The organism is Geodermatophilus sp. SYSU D00815, from assembly GCF_054050035.1.
This window is the reverse complement of sequence record NZ_JBJGYO010000001.1, coordinates 106115-123268: the sequence shown is the minus strand read 5'-3', so window position 1 is coordinate 123268 and position 17154 is coordinate 106115. Positions and strand designations below refer to the sequence as shown.

General features: G+C 77.3%; 22 protein-coding genes and 1 riboswitch. Of the genes, 15 read left to right on the top strand and 7 right to left on the bottom strand.

Features of this window, described 5'->3' with window-relative positions; translation table 11 throughout:
* Together ACI78S_RS00645 and ACI78S_RS00640 are read left to right on the top strand one after the other, a co-directional pair.
* The gene (locus ACI78S_RS00645; protein ID WP_456970253.1) at nt 1-603 is read left to right on the top strand and encodes an MSMEG_1061 family FMN-dependent PPOX-type flavoprotein; all 603 of its coding nucleotides are present in this window, start codon (nt 1-3) and stop codon (nt 601-603) included.
* Between the two features lie 33 nt (nt 604-636).
* Nucleotides 637-1062, top strand: coding sequence for a VOC family protein (locus ACI78S_RS00640; protein WP_456970252.1), 426 nt, complete (start codon nt 637-639; stop codon nt 1060-1062).
* Nucleotides 1063-1147: 85 nt separating this feature from the next.
* Here ACI78S_RS00640 and ACI78S_RS00635 read toward each other — a convergent pair whose 3' ends face one another.
* Nucleotides 1148-1345, bottom strand: coding sequence for a hypothetical protein (locus tag ACI78S_RS00635; RefSeq protein WP_456970251.1), 198 nt, complete (start codon nt 1343-1345; stop codon nt 1148-1150).
* 253 nt (nt 1346-1598) lie between these two features.
* On the opposite strand from ACI78S_RS00635, the gene ACI78S_RS00630 reads away from it, so the two are divergent.
* A complete protein-coding gene (locus ACI78S_RS00630; RefSeq protein WP_456970250.1) occupies nt 1599-2081 on the top strand; it encodes a type II toxin-antitoxin system PemK/MazF family toxin in 483 nt (160 codons plus the stop codon).
* A 2-nt stretch (nt 2082-2083) separates the two neighbouring features.
* Here the strand turns inward: ACI78S_RS00630 and ACI78S_RS00625 are convergent, their stop codons facing one another.
* Entirely contained in the window at nt 2084-2839 is a 756-nt protein-coding gene (locus ACI78S_RS00625; RefSeq protein WP_456970249.1) for a maleylpyruvate isomerase family mycothiol-dependent enzyme, read from the bottom strand.
* 20 nt (nt 2840-2859) lie between these two features.
* Nucleotides 2860-3504 (bottom strand): TetR/AcrR family transcriptional regulator, encoded by a 645-nt coding sequence (locus ACI78S_RS00620; protein ID WP_456970248.1) that lies wholly within the window; start codon nt 3502-3504, stop codon nt 2860-2862.
* Between the two features lie 93 nt (nt 3505-3597).
* Here ACI78S_RS00620 and ACI78S_RS00615 point away from each other — a divergent pair, with 93 nt between their 5' ends.
* Nucleotides 3598-4314: a class I SAM-dependent methyltransferase gene (locus ACI78S_RS00615; protein ID WP_456970247.1), complete on the top strand. Its 717-nt coding sequence runs from the start codon at nt 3598-3600 to the stop codon at nt 4312-4314.
* A gap of 1 nt (nt 4315) precedes the next feature.
* Here the strand turns inward: ACI78S_RS00615 and ACI78S_RS00610 are convergent, their stop codons facing one another.
* The 4 genes from ACI78S_RS00610 to ACI78S_RS00595 all read right to left on the bottom strand — a co-directional run bounded on the left by ACI78S_RS00610 (nt 4316) and on the right by ACI78S_RS00595 (nt 6477).
* Nucleotides 4316-4531: a hypothetical protein gene (locus ACI78S_RS00610; protein ID WP_456970246.1), complete on the bottom strand. Its 216-nt coding sequence runs from the start codon at nt 4529-4531 to the stop codon at nt 4316-4318.
* A 126-nt stretch (nt 4532-4657) separates the two neighbouring features.
* The gene (locus ACI78S_RS00605; protein ID WP_456970245.1) at nt 4658-5713 is read right to left on the bottom strand and encodes an AbrB family transcriptional regulator; all 1056 of its coding nucleotides are present in this window, start codon (nt 5711-5713) and stop codon (nt 4658-4660) included.
* Nucleotides 5714-5740: 27 nt separating this feature from the next.
* Nucleotides 5741-6034 carry a transcriptional regulator gene (locus ACI78S_RS00600; protein ID WP_456970244.1) on the bottom strand — a complete coding sequence of 98 codons (294 nt, stop codon included), beginning with the start codon at nt 6032-6034 and terminating at the stop codon, nt 5741-5743.
* Nucleotides 6031-6477, bottom strand: a complete 447-nt coding sequence (locus tag ACI78S_RS00595; protein WP_456970243.1) for a hypothetical protein — start codon at nt 6475-6477, stop codon at nt 6031-6033. The genes ACI78S_RS00600 and ACI78S_RS00595 overlap by 4 nt, the downstream gene beginning before the upstream one ends.
* Nucleotides 6478-6578: 101 nt before the next feature.
* Nucleotides 6579-6696: riboswitch (cobalamin riboswitch) on the top strand.
* 37 nt (nt 6697-6733) lie between these two features.
* Between ACI78S_RS00595 and ACI78S_RS00590 the strand changes: the two genes are divergently transcribed.
* The 11 genes from ACI78S_RS00590 (at nt 6734) to cobA (ending at nt 17094) form a co-directional block, all read left to right on the top strand.
* The gene (locus tag ACI78S_RS00590; protein ID WP_456970242.1) at nt 6734-8743 is read left to right on the top strand and encodes a putative cobaltochelatase; all 2010 of its coding nucleotides are present in this window, start codon (nt 6734-6736) and stop codon (nt 8741-8743) included.
* Nucleotide 8744: 1 nt separating this feature from the next.
* A complete protein-coding gene (cobO, locus tag ACI78S_RS00585) occupies nt 8745-9359 on the top strand; it encodes a cob(I)yrinic acid a,c-diamide adenosyltransferase (RefSeq protein WP_456970241.1) in 615 nt (204 codons plus the stop codon).
* A 94-nt stretch (nt 9360-9453) separates the two neighbouring features.
* Nucleotides 9454-10833, top strand: a complete 1380-nt coding sequence (locus ACI78S_RS00580) for a cobyrinate a,c-diamide synthase (protein WP_456970240.1) — start codon at nt 9454-9456, stop codon at nt 10831-10833.
* Entirely contained in the window at nt 10820-11503 is a 684-nt protein-coding gene (locus ACI78S_RS00575) for an energy-coupling factor ABC transporter permease (RefSeq protein WP_456970239.1), read from the top strand. The genes ACI78S_RS00580 and ACI78S_RS00575 overlap by 14 nt, the downstream gene beginning before the upstream one ends.
* Nucleotides 11500-11817, top strand: a complete 318-nt coding sequence (locus tag ACI78S_RS00570) for an energy-coupling factor ABC transporter substrate-binding protein (protein ID WP_456970238.1) — start codon at nt 11500-11502, stop codon at nt 11815-11817. The genes ACI78S_RS00575 and ACI78S_RS00570 overlap by 4 nt, the downstream gene beginning before the upstream one ends.
* A complete protein-coding gene (gene cbiQ, locus ACI78S_RS00565) occupies nt 11814-12551 on the top strand; it encodes a cobalt ECF transporter T component CbiQ (protein WP_456970237.1) in 738 nt (245 codons plus the stop codon). The genes ACI78S_RS00570 and cbiQ overlap by 4 nt, the downstream gene beginning before the upstream one ends.
* Nucleotides 12548-13393: an energy-coupling factor ABC transporter ATP-binding protein gene (locus ACI78S_RS00560; protein ID WP_456970236.1), complete on the top strand. Its 846-nt coding sequence runs from the start codon at nt 12548-12550 to the stop codon at nt 13391-13393. The genes cbiQ and ACI78S_RS00560 overlap by 4 nt, the downstream gene beginning before the upstream one ends.
* Nucleotides 13390-13734 carry a cobalamin biosynthesis protein gene (locus tag ACI78S_RS00555; RefSeq protein ID WP_456970235.1) on the top strand — a complete coding sequence of 115 codons (345 nt, stop codon included), beginning with the start codon at nt 13390-13392 and terminating at the stop codon, nt 13732-13734. The genes ACI78S_RS00560 and ACI78S_RS00555 overlap by 4 nt, the downstream gene beginning before the upstream one ends.
* Nucleotides 13731-14762, top strand: coding sequence for an Rv2231c family pyridoxal phosphate-dependent protein CobC (cobC, locus tag ACI78S_RS00550; protein WP_456970234.1), 1032 nt, complete (start codon nt 13731-13733; stop codon nt 14760-14762). Before ACI78S_RS00555 ends, cobC begins: the two co-directional genes overlap by 4 nt.
* Nucleotides 14759-15814, top strand: coding sequence for a nicotinate-nucleotide--dimethylbenzimidazole phosphoribosyltransferase (gene cobT / locus ACI78S_RS00545; protein WP_456970639.1), 1056 nt, complete (start codon nt 14759-14761; stop codon nt 15812-15814). The genes cobC and cobT overlap by 4 nt, the downstream gene beginning before the upstream one ends.
* Nucleotides 15814-17094, top strand: a complete 1281-nt coding sequence (cobA, locus tag ACI78S_RS00540) for a uroporphyrinogen-III C-methyltransferase (protein ID WP_456970233.1) — start codon at nt 15814-15816, stop codon at nt 17092-17094. The genes cobT and cobA overlap by 1 nt, the downstream gene beginning before the upstream one ends.
* Nucleotides 17095-17154 lie beyond the last annotated feature (60 nt).

The following is a 17154-nucleotide window of genomic DNA, read 5'->3' as shown; positions in this document are numbered from 1 at the left end:
GTGCAGACCGGCCCGGACGTGCTCGCGAGCTACTCCCCTCCGCACCCGAAGGCGCTGGACAAGGAGATCGGGGTGCTCGACGAGCACTGCCGCGCCTTCATCGCGCTGTCCCCCTTCGTCACCCTGGCGACCACCGACGCCGACGGCTGGCCCGAGGTCTCCCCCCGCGGCGGTGACCCCGGGTTCGTGCGCGTGCTCGACGACCGGCGGCTGGTGCTGCCCGACCGGCCCGGCAACAACCGCGTGGAGAGCCTGCGCAACGTGGCGGCGGACCCGCGCCTGGCGCTGATGTTCCTCGTGCCCGGCATCGACGAGTCGCTGCGGGTCTACGGCGCGGGCTCGCTCGTCGCGGCCGAGGACCTGGACCTCGACCTCACCGAGTTCGGCCGGGCGCCGCGCTCGGCGCTGGTCGTCGAGGTCCGCTCGGCGTACTTCCAGTGCGCCAAGGCGGTGATGCGGGCGGGGCTGTGGGACCCGCAGCGGCGGGTCGAGCGGTCGGTGTTCCCCACGTTCAGCCAGGTGCTGCGCGACCACTGCGCCGACGACTCCATGCCCCTGCTCGACACCCCGGCGATGCGGGCGGCGCTGTCCCGGGAGCTGTGAGCGCTGTCGGTGGCGCCGCCTAGGGTGCGCGGCATGGCGACCGACTTCCAGGTGGTGATCGACTGCGCCCGCCCGCACGAGCTGGCCGACTGGTGGGCCGAGGCGCTCGGCTGGCAGGTGGAGCCGCAGGACGAGGCGTTCATCCGCCGCATGGTCGAGGCGGGCCACGCCACCGAGGCCGACACCACCACCCACCGCGGCGCGCTGGTGTGGCGGGAGGGGGCGGCGATCACCTCGCCCGACCCGGGCCGGCCGCGGGTGCTCTTCCAGCTGGTGCCCGAGGCCAAGACGGTCAAGAACCGGGTGCACCTCGACCTGCGGGTGGGCGACGAGCGGCGCGAGGCCGAGATCGCCCGGCTGGTGGCCGCGGGCGCCACCGAGCTGCACCGCGGGTCGCAGGGTCCGCACGCGTGGGCCACGCTCGCCGACCCGGAGGGCAACGAGTTCTGCGTGGCCTGACGACGGCGCTTGACGACGGCGCCTGACGACGGCGCCCGAGGACGGCGCCCGAGGACGGCGCCCCTGCCGGGGTCCCGCGCGGCGCTCAGCTGGCCTTGAGGTCCCGGGCCAGCTTGCGGTAGGCGACGGTCCGCTCGGCCAGGAGGCGTGCGCGTTCCTGCCTGGTCCGGCGTTCGCTGCCGAGGTAGCGGGCGTCCTCCACGAGCTGGAAGGCGGCGAGGACGCTCGCCTTCACCTCGCGGGCACGCGGGGCAGCAGGGCGCACGGGTTCGGCCGAGTTCATGGGAGCCCCCCTCTCCCGGGGAGCCGGTCAACAGCACCCCGTGCCAGTGATGGTGCCCCCGTATCGGCACGTCGAACCCATCTCGGAACCAATTGGTGCCGGAGTGAGAGCTGAGTCTCGTGTGACGACCGGCGGCGGCCGGCGCGGGGTCGAGGAGGCGATCCGTGCACGACATCCGAGGGGACACGCTGTCCCGCCGTGCACGGAGCGCCTTCTCGGCGGGCGCCCGCCCCGCCCTCCGTACGGTGGGCGCATGGCTTCCGCACGGCGCCTGGCCCGGCTCGTCCGCACGGTCGTCGGCCGCGCGCCGGGGCGGCGCCCGCCCCGGTCGGTGGAGCGCGGCCCGGCCCCCGGCGACGAGATCGGCTGGCGGCCGCGCCCGGACGGCGCGCCGGACCCGGGCGAGGTGGTGTGGGCCTGGGTGCCGTTCGACGAGGGCGACGGCCGCGGCAAGGACCGGCCCGTGCTCGTGATCGGCCGGCGGGGGTCCGACCTGCTCGGCCTGCAGCTGAGCAGCCAGGACCACGACCGCGACGCCGCCGACGAGGCCCGCCACGGCCGGTACTGGACCGACATCGGCACCGGCCCCTGGGACCCCCGCGGCCGCCCCAGCGAGGTGCGGCTGGACCGCCTGCTGGTGCTGGAGGTCTCCGGCGTCCGCCGGGAGGGCGCGGCGCTCGACCGCGCCCGCTTCGAGCGGGTCGTCGAGGAGGCGCGGCGCGCCCAGGGCTGGTGACGTCAGAAGGGGACCTGCTGGGCCAGCAGACCGGGCCCGGCGCCCCGGCCGGAGAGCGCCCGGCAGAACTCCACGGCGTCGGCCTCGATCTCCTCGCCGTCGGCACCGGCGGACCACTCCCCGCTCGCCGGGCCGGTCAGCCGCAGCCGGTACGGCCGACCGTGCCGGTCGGCCCACTCGCGCACCACGTCGGCGACGAGGACGCCGTCGTGCGCGGGCGTGAGCTCCGGCTCGCGCCCGGTCGCCCGGGCGACGTCCACCCGGTGCATCCACGTGTCGCGGGTGAGGACGACGTCGACGAGGAAGCCGAAGCGCCAGCGCTCGGTGGCGTCGCCGACGACCTGGTCCTCGGGGAGGGGCAGCCGCCCGAGCACCCGCGACAGCCGGCGCCGGCCGCGGACCGCCCGCGGGATGACGGCCTCGAACCGCGCCAGGACCTCGGCCGGCGACAGGTGGTCGCGCTCGCGCACCTGCAGGCCGGTGAGCGCGTCGATGCCGCCGCCGGCCCGGGCGGTGAGCACGTTCTGCCGCACGGTCTCGCGCAGCGACGCCACCATCTCGGCCATCCCGAGCACGTGCGCGGCCATCTGCCGGACGTCCCAGGCGGGGCACTCGGTCGGCCGCGCCCAGTCGCCGGGCCGGAGCCGGCGCAGCTGCGCGGCGAACCGGCCGTACTCGCCGGCGGCCAGCCGCAGGGCCTCCTCCCGGGCGAGGACGGCGGAGCGGGGGGCGGGGCGGGTGCTCGTGCTCGCGGTCATCGCGGTCCTCCGCGGAGGGGTCAGGAGCGGGGAGAGGGGGCGCCGTGGTGGGCCAGCCACATGGCCACCAGGTCGGGCAGCGTGGAGGTGAACGTGCCGGTCTCGAACGGCTCACCGGGCGCGTTGGCCAGCTGCTGGGTGATGACGCCGGTGATCACCGACGTCCAGGTGCGGAACAGCAGGTCGACGTCGGCGTCGGCGGCGACCACGCCGGCCGCGCGGAGGTCGGCCATCCGCCGCCGGCCCGCGGCCGCGAGCGCGACGGCGGGGGCGTAGGCGCGCTCGCTGGGGACGAAGCCGGGCACCGGCCGCCAGAACATCAGCGGCGCGTAGGCGGGGTGACCGACCGCCCAGCGCACGAACGCCTCGGCGTGCACGTGCACCAGCCGGGCGAGGTGGCCGTCACCGAAACCCGCGACGACGCCGTCGACCTCCTCGAGCAGCAGCCGCCAGCCCCGCTCGAACAGCGCGTCGTAGAGGGCGTGCTTGCCGTCGAAGTAGACGTACAGCGAGGGCGGGCGGATGCCCATGCGGCGGGCGACCTCGCCGAGGGTGAGCCCGGTGACCCCCTGCTCGGCCATGACCTCGGCCGCGACGTCGAGCACCTGCTCGATCGTCTCCTGCCGCCGGCGGTGCCGGCGGTCGAGCGGGGCGGTCCCGGTCACGACCGCGAGTGTTCTCCTAATGGCGTTAGGACGTCAACAGGCCGATAGTTTCTCGCTTCCCCGCCGCGCCCGCGTGCGGCATCGTCGGCGGCCGTGGACGCCACCGAGGTCTTCTGGGCCCTGCACACCGACCTGCCCCGCGAGGGCGTCGGCTCGGACGCGACCACGCGCGAGCTGCTGGCCATGGCACGCCCGCTGCCCGGCGACCGGGCGCTCGACATCGGCTGCGGGCCGGGCCGCTCGAGCCTCGTCCTCGCCGGGGCGGGCCTGCGGGTCACCGCCGTCGACACGCACGAGCCGTTCCTCGAGCGGCTGCGCGCCGCGGCGCAGGGTCTCCCGGTCGGCGTGGAGCGCGCCTCGATGGACGCGCTGCCCCACCCGGACGGCTCCTTCGACCTGCTCTGGTGCGAGGGCGCGGCCTACCTCATGGGCGTCGACGCGGCCCTGCGCGCCTGGCGCCGGCTGCTGGTCCCCGGCGGCGCCCTGGTGCTCACCGAGGTCGGGTGGACGACGTCGACGCCGTCGGCCGCGGCTCGGGAGTTCTGGTCGGCCTACCCGGGGATGCGCGACGAGGCGGCCACCGTCGCCGCGGCCCGGGCCGCCGGCTACGACGTCGTCGCCACCCTGCTGCTGCCGGACTCCGACTGGGAGGACGAGTACTACGGCCCGCTGATGGAGCGGATCGAGGGCTGGCCCGACCCCGACGAGGGGACGGCGGCGGCGCTGGCGGTTGCCCGGGCCGAGATCGACCTGCGGCGCGAGCACCCCGGCGACTACGGCTACACGGGGTACGTGCTGCGCCGGCGGTGAGTCAGTTGGCGCGCTGGCGCAGGTGGTAGACGCCGGTCTGCGCGGTCAACGACTCGAGGTCGTAGCGGTGCACCACCTTCGGACCGCCGTGCAGGTGCACGTGGGTGATCGTGGGCAGCGGCTCGCCGTGCCGCGCCTCGCGGATCTGGACCCGCCCGTCGAGCGGGCCGCCGACGAACAGCAGGACGGCGTCGTCGTCCCCGACCTCGTCGGACACCGGCGCGTGCTCGGACAGCTCGACCCCTCCCCTGCTCGGACCAGGACCCACGAGCGTAGGCGCGCGCGGCGGCCGGGTCACGGGGACGCGGGAGTCCGATCGACCACGTGCCCCGTCCGGGCGGCGCTACCCGGGTCCGCGGGGACGCAGCAGGCGGGCGAGCAGCGGGGCGGAGAAGAGCATCACGAACAGCCGCAGGACCTGGACGGCGAGGACGAAGGTGGCGTCCGCGCCGCTCCCGGTCGCCGTCGCGAGGACGGCGTACAGGCCGCCGGGCGTCGTGGCCAGGTAGCCCTCGAGCAGCCCCACCCCCGTCGCCCGGGACAGCAGCAGCCCCAGCCCGGCGCAGGCGACGACGCTGCCGACGATCAGGGCCACCGCCGGGAGGAGGGCCCGCCCCACCAGCCGCAGGCTCTCCCGCGTGAAGCCCAGGCCCACCTGCAGCCCGATGGCGAGGAAGGCCGCCCACTCCACCGGGGCGGGCACGGTGGCGCCCTGCGCTCCGCCGGTCAGGTCGAGGATCGCGGCGACCGCCATCGGGCCGAGCAGCGAGCCCACCGGGATGCGCGCGAGGCGGCCGAGCACCAGGCCGGCGGCGGCGCTGACGGCCGTGAACAGCAGCCCGGTGGGCCAGCCCGCCCCCGCCTGCGCCGGCGCGGCGCTGCCGCCGGAGGCGCCGTAGACGGTCGTGGCCACCACGGGCATGGCGACCAGGACGATCAGCACGCGGACGTACTGCAGGACGGCGACCACCTGCTCGTCGGCCCCCAGGTCGCGGGCCACCGCGGTGATGCCCGACGCGCCGCCGGCGATCATCGAGAACGCGCCCGTCACGGGGCTGATCCCGCGCTGCAGGCGCAGGAGCTGGCCGGCGACCAGGCTGACCGCCAGCGTGCCGAGGGTGACCAGCGCGACGGGCAGCCAGTGCTCGGCGAGCGCGCCGAGGGTCGAGGGCTGCACGAGGAAGCCGACGGAGACGCCGACGACCGCCTGCGCCGCGGTGTTCACCGGCCGCGGGACCCGCTCGGGGGTGCGACCGAGGAGCGCCCGGGCCAGACCGGCCGCCAGGCCGCCGAAGATCGGGGCGGAGGGCACCTGCGCCAGGTCGAGGAGGAGGCCGGCCCCCGCTCCCGCGACGACGACGGCGGCCCGGTCGAGCAGCCGCCGTCCCCGTCGCCCCACGCCGTCACTCTGCTCCTGCGACCCCGGTCACCCGCCGACGATGCGGCGCAGCTCGGCGACGTGGGCGTCGAAGGCCGCCCGGCCGGTCTTCGTCAGGGCCAGGCTGGTCCGCTGCCGGGAGGCCACGGTGGCCTTGCGGACGGCGACGTAGCCGGCCTCCTCCAGCTGCTTGACGTGCTTGGAGAGCACCGAGTCGCTCACCCCCACGGCGTCGCGCACGGCGGCGAACTCCATGGTCTCGACCGCGGCCAGCAGGCCGCAGATCTGCAGCCGCGGCGGCGGGTGGATGACCGCGTCGAAGCGCGGCGCGACGGCGGTCACAGCCCGGCCCGGAGCTCGGCGGCGTAGGCGCGACCCCACCGGCGGCCGAGCACGGCGACCGCGGTGCCGAGGACGGCGCCGGCGACCACCATCGCCCAGTGCTGGCCGTACCCCTCCGCCAGCACGAACGCCGGCACGAGGACGACCACCACCAGGCCGGCCCAGAGCCACATCACACGTCCGCTCGCGGTGACCCAGACGCCGGTGATCCGCTTGTAGGCCGCGACCAGCGCGCCGAGGGCCGCGCAGAACAGCACGAGCGCGGGGAAGGTCACCCACAACGAGTCGAAGGCGTAGGACGACAGGAACGCGAAGAGCAGCAGGCCCAGGGTGACGTCGTACCACCAGGGCTGGACGACCCGGTCGGCCAGCGCCGCACGGTCGGCGTTGAGGGCGGCCAGCTGGGCCGCCGCGGTGTCGCGGTCGATCTCGTCGTTTTCCATGTCGGAAAGTATGGCGGCTCACTTTCCGAGTCGTCAAGACGCAGTTTTCCGAGTCCACAAGAGACGGGTGCCCTGTCGGCGCGGGGAGCGGTCGTGGTCTGATGACCCCGAACTGCGACGGCAGCGGAGGAAGCCGGTGAGAATCCGGCACGGTCCCGCCACTGTGACGCCGGCTCCGGCCGGCCAGTCAGGAACTCCCGCCGTCGCTTCCTGCCACCTCCGGGCGTGGACACCCGGGGAGAGGACGCGTGGTCCCGTGACCTACCCCTTCGGCGCCGTCGTCGGCATGGACGACATGCGGCTGGCGCTCCTGCTCAACGCCGTCTCCCCCGCCGTCGGCGGGGTGCTCGTGCGCGGCGAGAAGGGGACGGCGAAGTCGACGACGGTGCGCGCCCTGGCCGCCGTCCTCCCGCCGGTCGACGTCGTCGCCGGGTGCCGGTTCGCCTGCGATCCCGCCGCCCCGGACCCGTCCTGCCCCGACGGCCCGCACGACGCCGGCGCCCCGGGGCTCACCCGGCGGGCGCGGCTGGTGGAGCTGCCGGTCGGGGCCTCGGAGGACCGCGTCGTCGGCTCGCTCGACCTGGAGCGGGCGCTGACCGAGGGCGTGAAGGCCTTCGAGCCGGGCCTGCTCGCGGCGGCGCACCGCGGCGTCCTCTACGTCGACGAGGTCAACCTGCTGCACGACCACCTGGTCGACCTGCTGCTCGACGCCGCCGCCATGGGCACCGCGTACGTCGAGCGCGAGGGCGTCTCGGTGCGGCACGCCGCCCGGTTCCTGCTGGTCGGGACGATGAACCCGGAGGAGGGCGAGCTGCGCCCGCAGCTGCTCGACCGGTTCGGGCTCACCGTCGAGGTGGCCGCGCCGCGCGACGCCGACGTGCGCGCCGAGGTGGTGCGCCGGCGGTTCGCCCACGACGCCGACCCGGCCGGGTTCGCCGCGGCGTGGGCGGCCGAGGAGGTGGCGCTGGCCGAGCGGATCGCCGGCGCCCGCGCCCGCCTGCCGCGCGTCGTCCTCTCCGACGACGTGCTGCGCCAGGTGACCGCGGTGTGCGCGGCCTTCGACGTCGACGGGCTGCGCGCCGACCTGGTCACCGCGCGCGCCGCGATCGCGCACGCCGCGTGGAGCGGCCGCGACGAGGTGACCGAGGAGGACGTGCGGGTCGCCGCCCGGCTGGCGCTGCCCCACCGCCGCCGGCGCGCCCCGTTCGACGCGCCCGGGCTCGACGAGGACACCCTCGACCAGGCGCTGGAGGACAGCCGCCCCGACGACCCCGGGCCGCCGGACGACGGCCCCGACGACGACGGCGGCGGCACCCCTCCCCCTGACCACCGGAATGGCCATCCTGGTGGTCACGGCCCGGACGGTCAGGGCCCGGACGAGGCGGACCCGCAGGACCACCGAGGTGACCGTTCCGGTGGGGGTGCGGCGCCGGAGCGGGGGGCGGTGGCGCCGGACGAGCCGTTCCGCGCCCGCCGGCTCGAGGTGCCCGGCATCGGTGCGGGCGCGGCCGGGCGGCGGTCGCGGGCGCGGTCGGAGCGGGGGCGGGTCGTCGGCTCGACCCGCCCGGCCGGCACCGTGACGAGGCTGCACCTGGCCGACACCGTGCGCGCGGCGGCGCCGCACCAGGTCGCCCGCGGCCGCACCGGCCCGGGGCTGCGGATCGCCCGCGAGGACCTCCGGCAGGCGACGCTGGAGGGCCGCGAGGGCAACCTCGTGCTCTTCGTCGTCGACGCCAGCGGCTCGATGGGCTCCCGCTCGCGCATGGCCGCGGTGAAGGGCGCCGTCCTCTCGCTGCTGCTCGACGCCTACCAGCGGCGGGACAAGGTCGGGCTGGTCACCTTCCGCGGGTCCGCCGCCGAGCTCGCGCTGCCGCCCACCTGGTCGGTGGAGGCGGCGGCCGCCCGGCTCGCCGAGCTGCCGACCGGGGGGCGGACGCCGCTGGCCGCCGGGCTGCTGCGCGCGCACGACACCCTGCGCGTCGAGCGGGTGCGCGACCCGCAGCGCCGGCCGCTGCTCGTCGTCGTCACCGACGGCCGGGCCACCGGCGCCCGCGGCGGCGACCACCTCGGCCAGGCGCACGCCGCGGCCGGGCTGCTGGCCGCGGAGGGGACGGCCGCCGTCGTCGTCGACTGCGAGTCCGGCCCGGTGCGGCTCGGGCTGGCCGGCGCGCTCGGCGCGGCGCTGGGCGCGCCGACCCTGCGGCTGGAGGAGCTGGCCGCCGACGCGCTGGCGGCCACGGTGCGCAGCGCTCGGGAGGCGGCCTGAGATGCCGAAGGGGCAGGTCGCCGTCGTCCCCGAGGACGGGCTGACGACGAGGCAGCGGCGCAACCGGCCGATCCTCGCCGTGCACACCGGCGAGATGAAGGGCAAGTCCACCGCCGCCTTCGGCATGGCCATGCGGGCGTGGAACCAGGGCTGGCCGATCGCGGTCTACCAGTTCGTCAAGAGCGCCAAGTGGCGGGTCGGCGAGGAGAACGCGCTCACCGCGCTGGGACGGTTGCACGAGCAGACCGGCGAGGGCGGGCCGGTGGTCTGGCACAAGATGGGCAGCGGCTGGAGCTGGTCGCGCCGCCAGGGCACCGAGGTCGACCACGCGGCCGACGCCGCGGAGGGCTGGGCGCAGATCAAGCGCGACCTCGCCGCGGAGACCCACCGCTTCTACGTGCTCGACGAGTTCACCTATCCGCTGAAGTGGGGCTGGGTGGACGTCGACGACGTCGTCACGACCCTGGTGCACCGGCCGGGCAACCAGCACGTCGTCGTCACCGGCCGCGACGCGCACCCGAAGCTGGTCGAGGCCGCCGACCTCGTGGTGGAGATGACCAAGGTCAAGCACCCGATGGACGCCGGCCAGAAGGGCCAGCGGGGGATCGAGTGGTGACGACGACGCCTCCGTCGGCGACATCGGCGGTGTCGCACGCCTCCGGCGCCCGTGCCGTGCGAGAGCGCCGGTCTCGCCGCGGGGGGACGCCGTGGTGACCCTCCCCCGCATCGTGCTCGCCGCGCCGTCGTCCGGGGCCGGCAAGACGTCGATCGCGACCGGGCTGGTCGCCGCGTTCACCGCACGGGGGCTCGCGGTGAGCCCGCACAAGGTCGGCCCCGACTACATCGACCCGGGCTACGCGGGCCTGGCCGCCGGCCGGCCGGGCCGCAACCTCGACCCGTGGCTGGTCGGCGAGGAGCGGATCGCCCCGCTGTTCCTGCACGGCGCGCGGGGGGCCGACGTCGCCGTCGTCGAGGGCGTGATGGGCCTGTTCGACGGCGCCTCGCACCCGTCGGTCGAGCCCGGGTTCGCCTCCACCGCGCACGTGGCCCGGCTGCTGCGCGCGCCGGTGGTGCTGGTGGTGGACGCCGCCTCGCAGGCCCGCAGCGTCGCCGCGCTGGTGCACGGGTTCGCCACCTTCGAGCCCGGCCTGCGGATCGGCGGCGTCGTCCTCAACCGGGTCGGCAGCGACCGGCACGAGCAGATCCTGGGCGACGCGCTGGAGGCCGCCGGCGTGCCGGTGCTCGGCGCGCTGCGCCGGCTGCCGGAGCTCACCACGCCGTCGCGGCACCTGGGCCTGGTGCCCGCGGCCGAGCGCAGCGCCGAGGCGGTCGCCACCGTGCGGGCGCTCGGCCAGGTGGTCGCGAGCTCGGTGGACCTCGACGCCGTCCTGCGGCTGGCCCGCTCGGCACCGGGCCTCGACGCCCCGCCCTGGGACCCGGCCGCCGAGGTGGCGCCGGTCGCGGGCCGCCCGCGGATCGCCGTGGCCGGCGGGGCCGCGTTCACCTTCGGCTACGCCGAGCACGCCGAGCTGCTGGCGGCCGCCGGCGCCGAGGTGGTCACGGTGGACCCCCTCGTCGACGAGGCGCTGCCCGAGGGCACCGCCGGCCTGGTGGTCGGCGGCGGGTTCCCCGAGGTCCACGCCGCGCAGCTCTCGGCGAACACCCGGCTGCGCGCCGACGTCGCGGCGCTGGCCGCGGGCGGCGGGCCGATCGCGGCCGAGTGCGCCGGGCTGCTCTACCTCGCCCGCAGCCTCGACGGCGTCCCGATGTGCGGGGTGCTGCCCACCGAGGCGGTGATGACCCCGCGGCTGGCGCTCGGCTACCGCGCCGCGGTAGCCCCCGTCGACTCCGTCCTCGCGCCGAGGGGCACGCGGGTGCGCGGCCACGAGTTCCACCGGACCTCCTGCACGCCCCCCGCCGGGACGCACCCCGCGTGGCAGTGGTCGGCGACCGCCCGCGACGGCTTCGTCACCACGAGCGTGCACGCCTCCTACCTGCACCTGCACTGGGCCGGTTCCCCGGGGTTGGCCTCCCGGTTCGTGGCCGCGGCCGCGCGGCGTCCCGAGAGGGTTGCTCATGCACATCGCTGAGGGATTCCTGCCGCCCGCGCACGCCGTGGGGTGGACCGTCGCGGCCGCCCCGTTCGTGATCCACGGGGCGCGCGCCGTGGTCAGGGAGGTGCGCGAGCACCCCGAGTCCACGCTGCTGCTCGGGGCGGCCGGCGCGTTCACCTTCGTGCTGAGCGCGATCAAGCTGCCCTCGGTCACCGGCAGCTCCAGCCACCCGACCGGCACCGGCGCCGGCGCGGTGCTGTTCCGGCCGCCGGTGATGGCGCTGCTCGGCACCGTGGTGCTGCTGTTCCAGGCCCTGCTGCTCGCGCACGGCGGCGTCACCACCCTCGGCGCCAACGCGTTCGCCTTCGCCGTGGTGGGTCCGTGGGCCGGCTACGGCGCCTACCGGCTGTCGCGCTCGCTGGGCGGCGGGCTGCTGCCGGCGGTCTTCGTCGCCCTCGCGCTGGCCGACCTGGCCACGTACGTCACGACGTCGTTCCAGCTCGCGCTCGCCTTCCCCGACGCGAGCACCGGCCTCGCCGGGGCGCTGGTCAAGTTCCTCGGCGTCTTCGCGGTCACGCAGATCCCGCTGGCCATCGGCGAGGGCCTCCTGGGGGTGCTGCTGTTCCGCGTGCTCACCACCAACGCCCGGCCGGAGCTCGAGCGGCTCGGCCTGCTGGAGCCCGTCCCCACCGGAGGTGCCGCGTGACCCGCCGCGCGCTCGTCAACACCGTGCTGGTCGTCGCGGTGGTGGCCCTGTTCGCCCTCCCCGTGCTCCTCGACGGCGGCACGTCCGAGTACGGCGGCACCGACGCCGCCGTCACCGAGGAGCTCGAGGCCGACGGGTACACGCCGTGGTTCGAGTCGGTCTTCAGCCCGGCCGGCGAGGTGGAGTCGGGGCTGTTCGCCCTGCAGGCGGCGGTCGGCGGCCTGGTGCTCGGCTACGTGCTCGGCCGGCTGCGCGGCCGCCGGCTGGCGGCGCGGGCCTCCGCCGCCGGGACCGAGGAGCGGGCCGGGCCGTGACCGGCCTCGCCGTCGACGACGCGGCCTGGGCGAGCGCCTGGCGCCGCCGCTCCCCCACCGACAAGCTCCTGCTCTGCGCCGGGCTGGTCGTCTGCGCGCTCGTGCTGCCGGTCTGGCCGGGCAGCGTGCTGGTGGGGCTCACCGCCGTCGTCCTGGCCCTGGGTCCGGCGCGGGTGCCCGCGCGGACCTTCGGCCGCGCGGTCCGCTGGCCGCTGGCGTTCGTCGCGGTCGGCGCGCTGACCGCCGTGGTGCAGGTGGACGGCGACGGCTTCGGCTGGGCGCCCGACGCCGCGGCGCGGGCCGGATCGCTGGTCGGGCACTCGCTCGCCGGCGGCGCCGCCGTGCTCCTGCTCGCCACCACCACGCCGGTGTCCGACCTGCTGCCCGCGCTGCGCCGGCTGCGGGTGCCCGCGGCGGTGGTCGAGGTCGCCGGGGTCACCTACCGGCTGCTGTTCGTGCTCTTGGCGAGCCTGTGCACGATCCGCGAGGCCCAGACGGCGCGCATGGGCTACTCGTCGCCGCGCCGGTCGTACCGGTCGTCGGGCGCGCTGGCCGCGGCGGTGCTCACCCGCTCCTGGGACCGGGCGCGCCGCATGCAGGAGGGGCTGGCCGGCCGCGGGCTGGAGACCGGCCTGCGGGTGCTGCCCGAGGCGCTGCCCTCGTCGAGGGCCTTCCTCGCCTGCTCGGCGGTCGGGCTGGGCGCGATCACCGCCGCGTCGGTGGTGCTCGCATGAGCCACCGGGCGCTGGCCGCGCACGACCTGGTCGCCGGGTACGAGCGCGGCCGCGAGGTGCTCCACGGCGCCTCGCTGACCGTCCCGGCGGGCCGGCGGCTCGCCGTCCTGGGCGCCAACGGCTCGGGCAAGACGACGCTGCTGCGCTGCCTGTCCGGCGCGCTGAAGCCGGTCTCGGGCGCGGTCACCGTGGACGACGTCCCCCTCGAGCACTCCCGCCGCGGGCTGCGGGCGCACCGGCAGGAGGTGCAGCTGGTCCTGCAGGACCCCGACGACCAGCTGTTCAGCGCCTCCGTGGCGCAGGACGTCTCGTTCGGGCCGCTCAACCTGGGCCTGCCCGAGGACGAGGTGCGCCGGCGCGTCGCCGAGGCCCTCGAGAGGCTCGCCGTCGACGCCCTCGCCGGCCGGCCGACCCACCAGCTCTCCTACGGCGAGCGCAAGCGCGTGGCCATCGCCGGGGCGGTGGCGATGCGCCCGTGCGTGCTGCTGCTCGACGAGCCCACCGCCGGGCTCGACCCGTCGGCCGTCGCCGAGGCGCTGGCCGCGCTCACCCGGCTGCAGGCCGCCGGCTCCACGGTGGTCATGAGCACCCACGACGTCGACCTGGCGCTGCGCTGGGCCGACGAGGTCGCCGTCGTCGTCGACCGCCGGGTGGTGCAGGGCGATCCCGCGGAGCTGCTCGGCGACGACGCCCTGCTGGCCCGCGCCCGCCTGGACCGCCCGTGGGCGCTGACGGTCGGCGCGCGGCTGCGCGCGCTCGGCCTGCTGCCCGACGGGGCGCTCCCCCGCGACGCCGCCTCGCTGCTGGCCGCGCTGCCGCGGCGGCCGGAGGTCCCCGCGTGATCACCGTCGGGATCGGGGCCACGTCGGGGGTCGGCGCGGCGGAGGTGCTCGCCGCGGTGGACGCGGTGCTGCCCCCCGGCGCGACCGACGTCCGGCTCGCCACGCTGGGCCGGCGCGCCCTCGAGCCGGGCATCGCCGGAGCCGCCGCGGCACGGGGTTGGCCGCTGCTCGGCCACGGCGCCGACGAGCTGGCCGCGGTGGCGGTGCCGAGCCCCTCCTCGTTCGTCGCGGACGCCGTGGGCACCGGTTCGGTGGCCGAGGCGGCGGCCCTGCTGGGCGGCGGCGCGCTCGTCGTCGGCAAGACGGTGGTCGGCCGGGTCACCGTGGCGGTGGCGGCGTGAACCTCGACTTCCACGGCGACGACGAGCTGGCGCCGGGGCTGGTCGACCTGGCGGTGAACGTCCGCGCGGGGACGCCGCCCGGCTGGCTGCGGGCGGTGCTGCGCGGGGCGCTGGACGACGTCGCCGCCTACCCCGACGCCCGGCCGGCCCGCGAGGCGGTGGCCGCGGCGCACGGGCGGCCGGTGGACGAGGTGCTGCTCACCGCCGGCGCCGCGGAGGCGTTCGTGCTGCTGGCCCGGGCGGTGGCCCCGCGGCGCGCGGTCGTGGTCCACCCGTCGTTCACCGAGCCGGAGGCGGCGCTGCGCGCGGCCGGGCACCCGGTCGAGCGGCTCCTGCTCGAGCCGCCCGCCTACCGGCTGCGCGCGGTCCCCGAGGACGCCGACCTGGTCGTCGTCGGCAACCCGACCAACCCCACGTCGGTGCTGCACGCGCACGAGGAGCTGGCCGCGCTGGCCCGGCCGGGGCGGGTGCTGCTGGTCGACGAGGCCTTCGCCGACACCGTCCCCGGCGAGCCCGGGTCGCTGGCCGCCCGGCGCGACCTGCCCGGGCTGCTCGTGGTGCGCAGCCTGACCAAGACGTGGGGGCTGGCCGGCCTGCGGGTGGGGTACGCGCTCGGCCCGGCCGACCTCGTCGCCGCGCTGGCCGAGCAGCAGCCGCACTGGCCGGTGTCGACGCCGGCGCTGGCCGCGCTGGTCGCCTGCCTCACCCCCGCCGCCCGGGCCGAGGCCGAGGCCGCGGCGCACGAGCTGGAGAGCGCCCGCAAGGCGCTGCTCGCCGTCCTGCCCGAGGGCGTCGAGGTCGTGGGCGATCCGCGCTCGTCGTTCGTGCTGCTGCGCGTGCCCGACGGCGCGCGGGTGCGCGCGGACCTGCGCTCGGCCGGCTTCGCGGTGCGCCGCGGCGACACCTTCCCGGGCCTGTCCGCCGACCACCTGCGGGTCGCCGTGCGCGATCCCGGGACCTCCCGCGCGTTCGCCGAGGCGCTCGCTGGGATCCTTGACCGGCCCCCCACTCCCGAGGAGCACCGCTGAGCACCCTGCTGGACACCACGATCGCCGCCGTCCGCCCCCGCGACGCCGCGGCCGAGCGGGCTGCGCGGGAGCGCCTGGACCGGATGACCAAGCCGCCGGGGTCGCTCGGCGTGCTGGAGGACGTCGCCGCGCAGCTGGCCGGCATCGCGGGCGCCTGCCCCGCCCCGCTGCCGGCCCCGGCGGCGGTGGCCGTCTTCGCCGGCGACCACGGGGTGCACGCCCAGGGCGTCACGCACTGGCCGCAGGAGGTGACCGCGCAGATGGTCGCCAACTTCGCGGCCGGCGGCGCGGTGGTCAACGCCTTCGCCGCGCAGCTCGGCGCCGACGTGGTCGTGGTCGACGTGGGGGTGGCCGGTCCGCTCGACCCGGCGCCCGGGTTGCTCGACCGCAAGGTGCGCCCCGGCACCGCCGATCTCGCGGTGGGGCCGGCCATGACCGTCGCCGAGGCACGGCGGGCGGTGGAGGTCGGGATCGAGGTGGCCACGACGCTGGCCGCCGACCACGGCTGCCTGGTCACCGGCGACATGGGGATCACCAACACGACCGCGTCGGCCGCGCTGGTCTGCGCGTTCACCGGCGCCTCCCCCGCCGAGGCCACCGGCCGGGGCACCGGCGTCGACGACCCGACGCTGGCGCGCAAGGTGGACGTCGTCGGCCGAGCGGTGGCTCGGGTGACCGACCGGTCCGACGCGCTCGCGGTGCTCGCCGAGGTGGGCGGGCTGGAGCACGCGGCCCTCGCCGGGTTCGTGCTGGGCGCGGCGGCGGCCCGGACGCCGGTGCTCCTGGACGGCGTCATCGCCGGCTCGGCGGCGCTGGTCGCGGCCGCCCTGTGCCCGGACGCGCTGCAGCACGTCCTCGCCGGGCACACCTCCGCCGAGCCGGGCCACGGGATCGCGCTGCGGGCGCTCGGCCTGCGCCCGCTGCTCGGCCTCGACCTGCGGCTGGGCGAGGGCACCGGCGCGCTGCTGGCGCTGCCGCTGGCCCAGAGCGCGGCCCGCGCGCTGCGCGACGTGGCCACCTTCGACGCGGCCGGCGTCACCGAGAAGGCGTGATGGCGGCCAGCTCCGTCGACCCCGCCTCGGGGGTCGTCTACCCCGTCGGCCTGCGGCTGCTGGACCGCCGCGTCGTCGTCGTCGGCGGCGGCCAGGTGGCGCACCGGCGGGTGGCCGGGCTGCTCGAGGCCCGGGCGCGGGTCACGGTGGTCTCGCCCGAGGTCACCCCGGCGCTGGAGGCGCTGGTCGAGCCGGGCGTGCTCACCTGGGTGCGGCGGCGCTACGAGCCGGGCGACCTCGACGGCGCCTGGTACGCGGTCGCGGCCACCGACGACCCCGCGGTCAACGCCGCGGTGGCCGCCGAGGCCGAGGCGGCGCGGATCTTCTGCGCCCGGGCCGACGACCGGTCGGCCTCGTCGGTGTGGACGCCCGCGGTCGGGCGGCAGGGCGACCTCGTGGTGGGCGTGCACGGCGGCGGCGACCCGCAGCGGGCGGTGGGCGTCCGCGACGCCGTCCTGGCCGGGCTCACCGACGGGTCGATCGCCGACCGCGCCGGCCGCTCGGGGCCGGCGGGAGGCCCCGGCTCGGTGGTGCTGGTGGGCGGTGGCCCGGGCGACCCGCGGCTGATCACCGTGCGCGGCCAGCAGGCGGTCGCCCAGGCCGACGTCGTGCTGGCCGACCACCTGGCGCCGCAGTCGCTGCTCGCCTCGCTGCCCCCGGAGGTCGAGGTCATCGACGCCTCGAAGCTGCCGCGGGGGCGGTCGATGGCGCAGGAGCAGATCAACGAGCTGCTGGTCACGCGCGCCAAGGCCGGCAAGCGCGTCGTCCGGCTCAAGGGCGGCGACCCGTTCGTGTTCGGCCGCGGCATGGAGGAGGTCGAGGCCTGCCTCGCCGCGGGCGTCCCGGTCGAGGTGGTGCCGGGCGTCACCAGCGCCATCGGCGTCCCCGGGCTGGCCGGCATCCCCGTCACCCACCGCGGGCTCACGCACGAGTTCGTCGTCGTCTCCGGCCACGTGCCGCCGGGGCACCCGCAGTCGCTGGTCGACTGGGCGGCGCTGGGGCGGCTGCGCGGCACCCTCGTCGTCCTCATGGGCGTCGACACCGCACCGGCCATCGCCGCGGCGCTGGTGCGGCACGGCCGCGCGCCGGGGACGCCGGTCGCGGTCGTCTCCGACGGCTCCACGCCCACCCAGCGCGTCGTCCGCACGACCCTCGACGGCCTGGCGCGGACGATGGCCGACGAGGGCATCCGGCCGCCCGCCGTGTGGGTGGTCGGCGACGTCGTCGCCCTCCCCGGCGGCTCGCGGCCGGTCGCCGACGACGCCGGCGAGGCGGACTGACCTCACCCTCCGCGACGGCTCCGCTGCACACCGTACCGACACCTGGGCGCGACCTGTACA